At 32.1% G+C, this 12,127-nt stretch carries 12 protein-coding genes and 1 pseudogene; all 13 read right to left on the bottom strand.

Annotated features, from left to right (window positions below):
• Nucleotides 1-5 precede the first annotated feature (5 nt).
• Nucleotides 6-308 (bottom strand): 30S ribosomal protein S16, encoded by a 303-nt coding sequence (rpsP, locus tag M1R53_RS03200; protein ID WP_249243191.1) that lies wholly within the window; start codon nucleotides 306-308, stop codon nucleotides 6-8.
• Nucleotides 309-323: 15 nt separating this feature from the next.
• A complete protein-coding gene (gene ffh / locus M1R53_RS03195) occupies nucleotides 324-1,664 on the bottom strand; it encodes a signal recognition particle protein (protein ID WP_249243049.1) in 1,341 nt (446 codons plus the stop codon).
• Between the two features lie 11 nt (nucleotides 1,665-1,675).
• Entirely contained in the window at nucleotides 1,676-2,029 is a 354-nt protein-coding gene (locus M1R53_RS03190) for a sigma factor-like helix-turn-helix DNA-binding protein (RefSeq protein WP_070598715.1), read from the bottom strand.
• Between the two features lie 139 nt (nucleotides 2,030-2,168).
• The gene (gene ftsY, locus M1R53_RS03185; RefSeq protein ID WP_346428869.1) at nucleotides 2,169-3,059 is read right to left on the bottom strand and encodes a signal recognition particle-docking protein FtsY; all 891 of its coding nucleotides are present in this window, start codon (nucleotides 3,057-3,059) and stop codon (nucleotides 2,169-2,171) included.
• A gap of 247 nt (nucleotides 3,060-3,306) precedes the next feature.
• Complete coding sequence (smc, locus tag M1R53_RS03180; RefSeq protein WP_249243047.1) at nucleotides 3,307-6,810, bottom strand: chromosome segregation protein SMC; 3,504 nt, start codon at nucleotides 6,808-6,810, stop codon at nucleotides 3,307-3,309.
• Entirely contained in the window at nucleotides 6,797-7,876 is a 1,080-nt protein-coding gene (locus tag M1R53_RS03175; RefSeq protein ID WP_249243046.1) for an elongator complex protein 3, read from the bottom strand. Before M1R53_RS03175 ends, smc begins: the two co-directional genes overlap by 14 nt.
• On the bottom strand, nucleotides 7,873-8,586 hold the full coding sequence (locus tag M1R53_RS03170) for a ribonuclease III family protein (RefSeq protein WP_249243045.1): 714 nt from the start codon (nucleotides 8,584-8,586) through the stop codon (nucleotides 7,873-7,875). Before M1R53_RS03170 ends, M1R53_RS03175 begins: the two co-directional genes overlap by 4 nt.
• Entirely contained in the window at nucleotides 8,586-8,813 is a 228-nt protein-coding gene (locus M1R53_RS03165) for an acyl carrier protein (RefSeq protein WP_019214689.1), read from the bottom strand. The genes M1R53_RS03170 and M1R53_RS03165 overlap by 1 nt, the downstream gene beginning before the upstream one ends.
• An 11-nt stretch (nucleotides 8,814-8,824) precedes the next feature.
• Nucleotides 8,825-9,799 carry a phosphate acyltransferase PlsX gene (gene plsX, locus M1R53_RS03160; RefSeq protein ID WP_249243044.1) on the bottom strand — a complete coding sequence of 325 codons (975 nt, stop codon included), beginning with the start codon at nucleotides 9,797-9,799 and terminating at the stop codon, nucleotides 8,825-8,827.
• 60 nt (nucleotides 9,800-9,859) lie between these two features.
• Nucleotides 9,860-10,153, bottom strand: a pseudogene (locus M1R53_RS03155) (DUF3847 domain-containing protein).
• Nucleotides 10,154-10,364: 211 nt separating this feature from the next.
• Nucleotides 10,365-10,622, bottom strand: coding sequence for a hypothetical protein (locus M1R53_RS03150; RefSeq protein ID WP_019214686.1), 258 nt, complete (start codon nucleotides 10,620-10,622; stop codon nucleotides 10,365-10,367).
• Nucleotides 10,623-10,763: 141 nt separating this feature from the next.
• Entirely contained in the window at nucleotides 10,764-11,222 is a 459-nt protein-coding gene (locus tag M1R53_RS03145; protein WP_479723591.1) for a Csac_0668 family 2Fe-2S cluster-binding (seleno)protein, read from the bottom strand.
• Nucleotides 11,223-11,777: 555 nt separating this feature from the next.
• Complete coding sequence (locus M1R53_RS03140) at nucleotides 11,778-11,972, bottom strand: hypothetical protein (protein ID WP_106017934.1); 195 nt, start codon at nucleotides 11,970-11,972, stop codon at nucleotides 11,778-11,780.
• Between the last annotated feature and the right edge of the window lie 155 nt (nucleotides 11,973-12,127).

Genomic DNA, 12,127 nt, shown 5'->3' with positions numbered 1-12,127 from the left:
ACATCCTAAGCTTCTGCAGCTTCTGTTTCTTCTGTTGCTTCAGCTTTCTTAGCAGTTTTTGCTGTTATATCATATCCTTGAGATTTGAATAATCTTTGAACTGTTTCACTTGCTTTAGCTCCATTTGCTATCCATTGTTCAGCCTTTTCTTGATCAAATTTAATTGTCTTTGGCTCAGTTAATGGGTCATAATAACCAAGTTGTTCGATGAACTTGCCATCTCTAGCTCTTCTTGAATCAGCTACAACGATTCTGTAAAATGGATTCTTTTTTGATCCCATTCTTTTTAAACGAATTTTTACCACAATCTCACCTCCTTAAAATTATATATTAAATGGAAAATTGAATTTTCCTTTTCTTTTCATAGACTTTTCCATGCTACCAAAGCGTTTCATCATCTTCTTTGTATCTTCGAATTGCTTTAGAAGCTTGTTAACATCATTAGTTGTCGTGCCACTTCCCAGTGCAATTCTCTTTTTTCTTGAAGCATTGATTATATTTGGAGTCATTCTCTCCTTCATAGTCATACTTCTGATGATGGCTTCAACTCTGCCTATATCTTTATCACTTACATTAATGCCCTTTAAGGCTTTTGAATTCATTCCTGGTATCATTTGAAGTATATTTTCAATTGGTCCTAGGTTTCTCATCTGAGCTATTTGACCTAGGAAGTCATCAAGAGTAAATGTTTCTTCCCTTAGTTTTTTCTCTAGCTCCATAGCCTTCTTTTGGTCAATATTGCTTTGTGCTTTCTCAATAAGAGTAAGTACGTCTCCCATACCAAGTATCTTTGAAACTAATCTGTCTGGATGAAACTCTTCAAGCTCATCCATCTTTTCGCCCATACCAACATATTTGATTGGTTTATCAGTTACGGCTCTAATTGAAAGTGCCGCACCGCCTCTAGCGTCGCCATCTAGTTTTGTTAAGATAACACCAGTTATGCCAAGTGCATCATCAAATGATTTAGCAACGTTTACTGCGTCTTGTCCTGTCATTGAGTCAAGTACAAGAAGTATTTCTGATGGATCAAGATTTTCTTTTAAACCTTTTAGCTCATCCATAAGTACTTCGTCTATGTGTAAACGTCCTGCTGTATCGACTATAACTATGTCGTTACCATTCTTCTTAGCGTGCTCTATAGCGCTTTTAGCTATATCTAGCGGCTTTATTTTATCTCCCATAGAAAATACTGGCACGTCAACTGACTTACCAACTACTTCTAGCTGTTTAATAGCTGCTGGTCTATAGACGTCACAAGCAACTAAAAGTGGTCTTCTGCCTTTCTTTCTAAGGTTTATGGCAAGTTTACCAGTTGTTGTTGTCTTACCTGCACCTTGAAGACCGCACATCAAGATAATGCTTGGATTTTTGCTAAGATTTAAGCCTTCCTTTGTCTTGCCCATAAGATTGATTAATTCTTCATTAACTATCTTAATAACTTGTTGACCAGGAGTTAAGCTCTCCATAACTTCTGAACCAATGGCTCTTGTTTTTAAATTATCTATAAATTTTTTAACTACTTTATAATTAACGTCTGCTTCTAAAAGGGCTAGCTTTACTTCTCTAAGTGCTGCGTCAACATCCTTTTCACTAAGTCTGCCCTTGCCCCTTAAGCCATCTAATGTTTTTTGTAGTTTTTCTGATAAGCTCTCGAATATCATTCTTGCTCCTTTTACATCTCTTTTATAATCTCTTCAGCTTCTTTAATTCTTCCTTTAATTTCATCTATATCGTCACAGCTTGAAAGACCTTTAAAAATAATTTCTAATTTTTCTTTATCCTCTTTTTTCTTTTCAAACTTTTCTATAAGCTTAAGTGCATCCTCAAAAGACTTCAATTTGTCTATAGCTCTTTTAATGTTAAGGCTCACCGCTTGTCTAGATATTGAAAGAAGTTCAGCTATCTCTGTTAATGAGTAGTCTTCGTTGTAGTAGTAATCAACTGATTTTGACTCACTCTCTGTTAAGAGGCTTCCATAAAAATCTAATAGCCTTCCGATATATATATAATCATCTAATACTTTCATTTTATCTTTTTCCTTATAAAATTCGTTTCTTTCTTAGTGCTATCACATAAAAAACTGTCAAGCTATTTACTTGACAGTTAATATAATACTATATAGATTGACTTTTGTCAATACTTTTTTTAAAATTATTTAAATATTTTTAAAATAATGCTTCAACGAAGTCATCCACGTTAAACGCTTGAAGGTCTTCAATTTTTTCTCCGACACCTATAATCTTAACTGGCAAGTGTAATTCACTTTCAAGCGCGATGATTACGCCCCCCTTTGCAGTTCCATCAAGTTTAGTAACACAAACGCCTGTTATATCACTTGTTTCTTTAAATGATTTTGCTTGAATGATTGCGTTTTGACCAGTTGTCGCATCAAGAACCAATAAATTCTCTTTAACTGCGTTTGGAAATTCTCTATCGATAACTCTTTTAATTTTATTAAGCTCGTTCATTAGGTTTTGCTTGTTATGAAGCCTGCCTGCTGTGTCGCAGATAAGTATATCAGTCTTTCTCGCCTTAGCCGCCATGATTGCATCAAAAATAACGCTTGCTGGGTCAGCTGACTCTTCATGAGCAATGATATCAACGTTTGCTCTATTGGCCCACTCTTTAAGCTGTTCAATGGCAGCTGCTCTAAATGTATCTGCAGCGGCGATTAAAACACTTTTACCCTCTTGTCTAAATTGGTAGCTAAGCTTGCCTATGGTAGTCGTCTTGCCAACACCATTGACCCCAACAACTAAAAGTATGGCTGGCGATGGCTCAAGCTTTAGATCTCTCGTTGTAATATTGTCATTCATTATCCTTTTTATTTCATCTTTAAGTAAAGGAAGAGCATCTTTTCTATCTAGAACATTTTCTCTAACGATTCTTTCTTTTAGATTATCGATAATATTCATAACAGTTTCAACGCCAATGTCTGATGTGACTAAAACTTCTTCAAGCTCATCATAAAAATCATCATTAATGTCAGTTCCTTTGAATACTGTTTGAAGCTTATAATTTAGATTTTGTCTTGTCTTTTCAAGTCCAGAAAACATTCTTTTAAAGAAAGATGTTTTTTCTTCTTTGACCTCTTCGGGCTTTTCTTGTACTTTTTCTTCATTACCTTGATTTTGATTAATGCTTTGCGCATCTTGATTGAAATTTATTTTTTCATTTTCATGTGCATCTTCGTTTATTTGCGCCGCATCAGCATCTTCTGTCAATATATCAATTTTTTCTTCTTGAACTTTTTTATCTTCATCTTTATTTTTCTTTTTAAACCAGTTAAACATATTTCACCTCTTAAGTTAATTTCATCGAAAGTATCGAGCTTATACCCTTTTCTTTCATAGTAATTCCGTATATAGCGTCCGATATCTCCATAGTTACCTTTCTATGAGTAATAAGGATAAATTGTGTTTCGTCCTTAATCCTGTCAAGGTAGGCCGTGTACTTACTTATGTTGGCATCATCAAGAGCCGCGTCTATCTCATCAAGTATACAGAATGGCGATGGCTTTGATTTTAGTACCGCGAATAATAGTGCTATCGCCGTTAATGTCTTCTCTCCACCTGATAGTAGGCTTAGTGATTGCATGCTCTTTCCTGGTGGACGTGCCTCTATCTCAATACCTGAGTTAAGTATGTCATTTTCATCGCTTATATATATTTTCGCTTCACCGCCACCAAATAAGTTTTGGAATATTTCTGAGAAATATCCTTGAATGATATTGAAATTATCTTTAAATTTTATCTTGATAGTTTCATCGATATCATCAATTATATTTAGTAGGTCCTCTTTAGAATCTTGCATGTCATCATATTGCTTTCTTAAGAACTCTAATCTTGTTAATGTATCTTCATACTCTTTTATAGATGATAACGATACATCGCCAAGTGCATCAATCTTTTCTTGAAGCTCTTTTAAATCTTTTGTACTAGCCTTAACAAGACTTTCTTTATCAATATTTTCAACATTTATAAAATAATCATTTGATAACTTTTCTTTGATGTTATCCTTCATTACTTCGTTACGAGCAAGTAGGACCTCATTTTTGTTAATCTCATCTTTGATGGCGATTATGCCCTCTTGACAAGCCTTAATTTCATTTTGCAAATCAAAAATCTTGGATAAAACCTTTTCTTTTTCATCTGTCTTTTGATTGATCTTGTCAATGTATTCTTGCTCAAGCTCTTCATTTTTCTTCAAGAAGTCCATGATGCTAGTATTTTCATTCTCAAGTGCTTCTTTATTTTGGTTTAGTTCTTTATAGTCATTTGCAAGGCTTTCTTTTATATCATTTGATCTAGCAATATATTCTTCAGAAAAAGCGATATCTTCAACCGTTTTTTCAAGCTTTAGCTCTAAAGTAGATTTTTCTACGCTTATTTGAAGAAGCTTTTCATTTCGTCTCTCTTTTTCTTCTTCAAAGCCCTTAATAAGTTCTTTTTCTTGCTCTATCTTCTTCTCGTGCTCTTCTTTTTCTTTATTAAGCGCATCTAAATCATTATTTCCTTGACTAATGTGTTCATCAAGCGCTTCAAATGACTTATTTATTTCTTCAACTTGAGTTTTTGCTTCGCTTATATCTCTTTGAGCAAAAGTAATATTTATCTCAAGTGAATTAATTTCTTTTTTAGCTGTATTTATCTTTTCATTGATACTTAATATATCTTCATTTAGCTTGTCATAAGAGATTTTTTCTGATTTAATCTCTTCTTCCTTATTAATAAGAAGCTTTTTGGCATCTTCTAGAGCATTTTTCTTCTCATTTATCTCATCCATTAGTTTATTAAGCATGTGTTTACGCGAAATAAATGAAGATTTAACTTGGCTACCGCCAACTATTGATCCAGATGAATTAATTATCTGTCCATCCAAACTAACATATCTATATTGCTTATGAGCTTTCGATATTCTAAGTGCAGCGTCAAATGTCGTCGTTACAACTGTTCTTTGAAGAAGGCTATTAAATAAATTATCATATTTTTTATCATAGTTAATAAGTTCACTCGCAAAACCTATAGCATCTTTATCATTAATATTATAATTTTCATTAGATTTAAAATTATATCTATTAAGTGGATAGAAAGTTGCTCTACCATAGTTATTTTTCTTTAAAAAGTCGATGTATTCTTTGGCATCGTCGTCTCTATCTATGACTATAGCTTGCAAATTCGATTGTAGCGCTGATTCTATTGCAAGTGAATACTTTTCATCACAATTAAATATATCAACTACAAGTCTTGAATTTGATTTAAAATAATTTTTCTTTGCTGCTTTAGATATCTCTTTAACGCTTCTGTAGTAGCCATCAAGGTTTTCTTCAAGATTCTTGTGCATCTCATAACTTTTTTGTAAAACTCTAAGGTCATTTTCCATAGCAAAATAATTTTCCTTAGACTTCGCTAAATCATCTACTTTTTCTGTGATATCATCTTTAGCTTTTTTATAAAGCTCTTCTTTTTTGCTAAATAAATTATTTAAATCATTAAGCTCTTCATTATATTTTTTAAATTCATCATTTTGCTTGTTTAAATCATTTTCTTTATCGCGAATCTTTTTCTCTATGTCTTTAAGTTTTTGGTTTTGACTATTTTTATTATTTTTATAATTTTCTATGCTTAATCTTAGCGCCTCAATCTTTTTATCAAGCTCCATACCCATGTTTATAGCGTCATCATAGCTAGTTCTGTCAAAGCTAGCGTTTTCATTTTTAAGCTTTTCAAGCTCATTTGCTAAATTCAAAAGAGTTTCTTCGCTAGATTTTTTAACAAGAGTTAATGTTTTTATCTTTTCTTCTGATTCTAATAATTTATTCTCATGTTCTTTCTCTTTAAGTTTATTGTCAAGCACTTTATCTTCGATTGATCTAAGTTTTTCTTTGTTTATTTCAAGTTTTTGCCTGTTGATATCAAAGTCTCTTAGATCTTTATTTCTTTGCTCTTTAATCTCATCAATAAGTGCCTCATATTTCTTAAGCTCAGCTTGTAGTGGCGCTGCGCTTTCTTCGACTTCTTTATTCTTTATTTCGCTTAATTTTAAATCATCAATGAGTCTATCTTTATCTGCAGTAAATTTAAGTAAATTTTTCTCGATTTTTTCATAAGCATTATATGATATAGATACATCGACCTTTTTGTACTCTTCCATAAGGCCTTTGTACTCCCTAGCCTTTTCTGATTCGCCCTTAAGTCTCGCTTCATTTTGCTCTATCTCATAAAGAATATCTTTTATTCTGAGTAAATTTGCTTCAGTCTTCTCAAGCTTTCTTAAGGATTCTTCTTTTTTGTATCTATATTTACTAACGCCTGATGCCTCTTCAAAGATGGCTCTTCTGTCTTCTGGCTTATTTGAAAGAATTTCATCTATCCTTCCTTGGCCAATGATGGAGTAGCCGTCTTTACCCACGCCTGTATCTAGGAAAAGTTCTCTAACGTCCTTCATCCTAGCTTTTTTATTATTAATCAAAAATTCGCTCTCACCTGAACGATACATGCGCCTTGTGACCTCAACCTCTTGGTATTCAACAGGTAATGCGTTATCGTCATTTGAAAATATTATGCTTACTTGAGCGTATCCAAGCGCTTTTTTCTCTTCAGTTCCTTGAAAAATAACGTCACTCGCCTTGTTCGCTCTGAGTGATTTATTACTTTGCTCACCTAAAACCCATCTAACAGCATCAGATATATTACTCTTACCGCTGCCATTAGGACCTACAACCGTTGTAACTCCAGGGGTAAAGACTATTTCAGTTCTATTTGCGAAGGATTTAAAGCCCTTCAATATTAATTTATTTAAACGCAAAATATTTGCCCCTTTCGTACTTGTTCTTTATAAGCTCTTTAAATGAGTAACTTTGTGGGCTTCCATCGTAAAACAATAGCCTGTCATCCTCATCAAAAATGCCTTTTATCTCGTAATTAATTTTATATTTATTATATATTTTCTGCCTATTAGCTTTATTCGAACCACTTAGATAAGAAGCTACTTTTTTAGAAGAAGATATAGCAAAATCACTAGTAATTTTATTCATTTTGATAAATTCTTCTATGATTTCAAGGTAGATAGCCTCGTATGTTAACGAGCGTATCGCCGGGTGGAATGGCCCTGCCACTACGTCCTTACCTAGCTGAATATTATCAGTAGTTTGAAGACCTATCCTAATTATCTCTATATCTTTTGCTTCAAATATTATAACGATGCTCTTAAGCGTATCAATTGCTTCATCAACTTTTAAGGGCTTGTATGAGCCATCTTCAAGTCTATCCAATAGTTCTGTTTCTTTTATAACAAGCGTTGGATATATCCTTACAAAGTCTGGTTCAAGCGCAGCTATCGCTTCAGCTGTAGCTATATCCATATCTTTAGTGGATTTATATAGTCCTGTCATCATCTGTAGTCCAAGAGTAAAGCCTCTATCCTTAATCATTTTAGCGCTGCGAATAGTATCAAGCGCCTTGTGCCCTCTCTTTAGTGCAGCTAAAACCTCATCATTCATTGACTGAGCACCAAGCTCAATTATTTTTACCTTATACTTTTCAAGCTCATCAAGAATTTCTTCGCTAATAGCGTCGGGCCTTGTCGATATCCTTATGCTATCTATTAAACCGCGCTCGATATATGTATTTGCAAGCTTTAAGTAGCTAAGCATAAGCGGATAATCAAGCGCAGTAAAGCTTCCGCCATAAAAAGCAAGCTCTATATCCTTCTTTCCTTCATATAGTGCCAAATATTTTTCTATATCATTTTTTATATTTTCTTCTTTTTGCGCATCATAGTCCTTAGCAATCTTCTTTTGATTGCAGAAAATACAATCGTTCGGGCAGCCTAGATGCGGTATAAAAATTGGTATTATATAGTTTTTTTTCATTGTATCAAATTCATCTCAATCGCAAGTTTTTTCGCTGCCATTTGTTGAGCAGCCTTCTTTGTCTTCGCTGTGGCAATTGCTTTGTGCCCATCAAGCTCAGCTTTATACTCAAAACTTTTGTCATCATCAGGTCCATATTCATTTAAAAGCGTATATATTAAGTCTAGATTATATTTTTGAGCATGTTCAATTAAAATATTCTTATAGTTTATAAAATCATTCTTTGCATCCAAAACTTTATATGCATGCCTTAAATATTTATCCAAAATAAATTTTTCAGCTGTGTCAATGTCTGAATCTAAGTAAATAGCTGCTATCAAAGCTTCTAAGTGATCAGCAAGTATTGATGTCTTATCGAGATTTAGCCTTAGATTAGTCTCCATATAGATGTACTCGTCTAAATGAAGGTCTTTAGCAACCATATTTTGGTACGAAGCCTTTCCAAGCATAGCAATAAGCTCAGATAAAGTGCCTTCGTCCTTGTCTATGTACTTAGTGAATAAATATTTCGCCAAAACATAAGAAAGCACCTTGTCACCTAAAAACTCTAGGCTCTGAGCATTATACGCTTTAGTTAAAAATTTTGCCTCCTCCGAGCTCTTATGAACCAAGCTAGTGAAGAGCAAATTTTCATCATTAAAAGTATATCCGATAATCGCCTGCAAGCTATTGAGCTTTTCGCGAGCATCGGATATATCAAAACTTTTCATTATTTAATTGCTTCTTTGGCTAATGCGATTGCCTCTCCAACAGTTTTAACGCTTGTAACCTTGTCATCATCTAAGCTTACATTTAGTTCGTCTTCTAAATTCATTATTAATTCAACTATGGCTATGGAATCTGCCTTTAAATCTTCTTTAAATGTTGTTTCATCTTTTAAATCTTTTACATCAACTTTAAATTGTTTAGCAATTATCTCTTTAATTTTTTCTTCCACGATAGTTCCTCCTAATTTTCTTTTAAATATTCTATAACTCCAGAATTTACAAAATCAACAGTATTTTTTATAGCTAGATAAAAAGCTTTCTCATCACTGTTGCCATGTGCCTTGATTATCGCTTTATTTACACCTAAAACAGGTGATCCGCCATATTTAGTTAGTCCCATAAGAGACATCAAATCTTTCATAAATAACATCTTCATCTCATCTGATGAGAAATATTTATTATCTTGCATAATAAAGTTTTTAACATTGCCTACAAAAACTTTGCTCATACCCTCAAGTTCTTTTAAGATTACATTGCCAACGAAGCCATCTTGAACAATTATATCTGCTTCAGTTGTAAGTATCTCATTCGCTTCAATGTTACCAATAAAATTAAGTTCTGAATTTTTAAGAATTTCATGAGCCTTCTTAGTTAATTCATTGCCTTTTTTTGCTTCAGCACCGTTAGATACTAAAGCAACCTTTGGATTTTGAATGCCAAGTAGCTTTTCTACATATTTTGAGCCTAGTTTTGCAAACTCATAAATAAATTCTGGTTCGCAGTCAACATTTGCTCCTGAGTCCAATAGTAGTGTTGGTCCCTTTAATCCTGGCAAGAATGTTGGTATGCTCGCTCTTTTGAAGCCATCTATCCTCTTTACTATAAGCATAGCTGCTGCAAGTAGCGCGCCAGTTGAACCAGCTGATATAAATGCATCAGCGTCCTCATGCTCTACTAAGTACTTTGATGCTAAAACTATGGAAGCTTTATCTTTTTTTCTAATGGATAGAGCCGCTTCGTCTTCATTTGTAATGATGTCTTCAGTTTGAACTATCTCATAATTTTTTGCGTCAGCGCCTAAAACTTCTTCAATATCTTTTTTATCGCCAAATAAAACAAAATCTAAAGAATTATTTTCTTTCTTTGCCATTTGCACAGCATTTAACATAGCTATAGGAGCTTTGTCTCCGCCTTGTGTATCAATTAATAATTTCATAATTTCCTCCGTTCTAAATCATAATTATTATACATTATTTTGCCTATTAAATCAAGTTTTTTATATTTTAACTTTATGTACATGGAAATCAGAGATTAAAAAAATTGTCTTTGTTGCCTCTTCTTGTAGAATTTTTATTTCTTCATCTGTTAGTTCTTCTGCATTTTCTATAAGGCTTTCTAAGATTGCTCCTCTTGTTATGAGTCTATGAGTTCTTTCTTTTCTTCTTTTTACTATGTCTTGTTTTAATATTTTCTTTTCTTAATTTTTTAGTTGCCTTAGTCTTTCTTCTGTATCATCAATTTTGTCTTTTATTTCTTTTGACTCTTGTCTTATTTGTTCTAATTTATTCATATATAACTCCTTTCTTGTAATAAAAAGAGTTAACATTTATGCTATCTCTTTAAAAGTTTCATTATTAAATTTCTTGTCATCCAACAACGCATTAAAATAAATCTTCCAGCCTTTTACAGTTTTCATTATTCATTTCTTTTGTGTAGTTTGTATTGTTAATATAAAGTCTTGTATCTTTATCTCTAACAAACCCCCAATTTATTTTACGCCTTTATGCGTAATCCTTAAAAGCATTGAATTTATTTTCGATTTGCTTATCAATATTTTCCAGATGACCTTTCTTTACCATATCCTTAAGTTTCCTTGAATTGGTTTTTCTTTTTTCACTAATATAATCTGCAAGTTGTTGACTTTTTTCATTGGCATCTTCTATAATCTTTTTCATAGCTTTTAAAATAGCCTTTGCTGAATACTGAGCCACTTTTATCTCAATATTTATAGCCTTATTATTAACTTCATCATTTACCATATAGGTGACCTCCTTTCCGGGGAAAATAAAAAAGCGGCCCAGACTTTTACATCTGAACCTCTAAAATTTTAATTATATAGTTTTTTATTATTTTTAATTTTATTACTGTTATGACGTACTTTATAAATTATTTGTCGCAAACTATTTTTTGCTATTTAATGCTTTATTTATGGTTTCTTGAATAAAAGGACTACAGCATTTACCCAAAGGATTGTTAATTTCGCACTTTGCATTTTTCATTGCCCCTGTAAGTCTAATAATATCTTTAATATTCTTTGCACCATCATCTAAAACAGCATTTATAATTTGTTGCTCTGTAACTTGGTTGCAATAGCATATATATTTGGGATTTGCATCCTTTTTAAACCATATAGGAACTTTTACGTCTTCCTTATAAAAAACTCTTTCATTGTTTAAGTTATAATACACGACATCACAATCTTCATTCATACATAAATAGTAAGTTTCTTCATCTACAACCTTTCCCATAAGGTTTTCTGATACCATATGCTTTACAGTTATATTCTTAACCTTTTCTCCTATTTTGTGACATTTGGGGCAATTTGCTTTTTCTTCCACTGTACCAGTGGTTTTTTGTATTGAACCTCAGCAAGATTGATTTATCTTATTTTCTTGACTCACTTTATTTCCTCCTGTCTGAATAAATATTATTACTATAGTTAATCAGGATATCTAATACCTCTTTCAATGGATCTACAGGTTGCAGCTCTTTTTAAGTCTTCTTTGTTCATTTCTCTTTCTATCAATAAGTGCCATAATGGTTTATAAGAAATTGCCATATTATTACCCCTTATCCGTTTAATTGTTAAGATATATTATATCATAAATAGACCGATAAGTCAATTTAGCCTATTTTATACTTGTGCTTGCGTTAGTATTTATTGAGATAGTCCTTGTTTTTTTCCTTGTCCCACTTGGAACTGCTCCAAATCCTTTGGACCTAGTAGGAACACCATAAAAATAAAAAAACTCAGGCATTAGCCTGAGTCAGACTATTTATTTGATTAGATAACTCCATAAATTATTAAAATTAAAAATTTAATTATTTATAATAATTTCCGTTAAATGCATGTAGTTATTTGTATTTTCAGTATTTATATATAATTAATCTAAAAAACAATACAAATTAAATAATTACTTAGTTTTTTTATATTTATTAATTAATAACAATACAATTGTTGCAAATAACGGAGGCACCAAATAGCTTAAATCTGTCATAATAATACTAAACCCTAAAAGTGAAATAATTTTAAAGAATATAATATTAATCACAAATAATGAAATAAATAGCAATACAATTTTAAAAACTCTAAGTATTTCTGTTTTCATTTATTCTCCTTTACAAATATGCTGAGCTTTAAAAATAATCAGTACACAGTTTATAAATTGATATTTGCAACAAACTTGCCAATTAAATACCCAAACTTATATAAAAGAAACATGAGTATAAGAATACCTACTATTTTATAATATCTAGGATAAGA

The organism is Fenollaria massiliensis (assembly GCF_023347705.1).
In the GTDB taxonomy this organism is placed as follows: Bacteria; Bacillota; Clostridia; order Tissierellales; family Peptoniphilaceae; genus Fenollaria; species Fenollaria massiliensis.
This window is presented reverse-complemented; position numbering and strand designations above follow the sequence as displayed.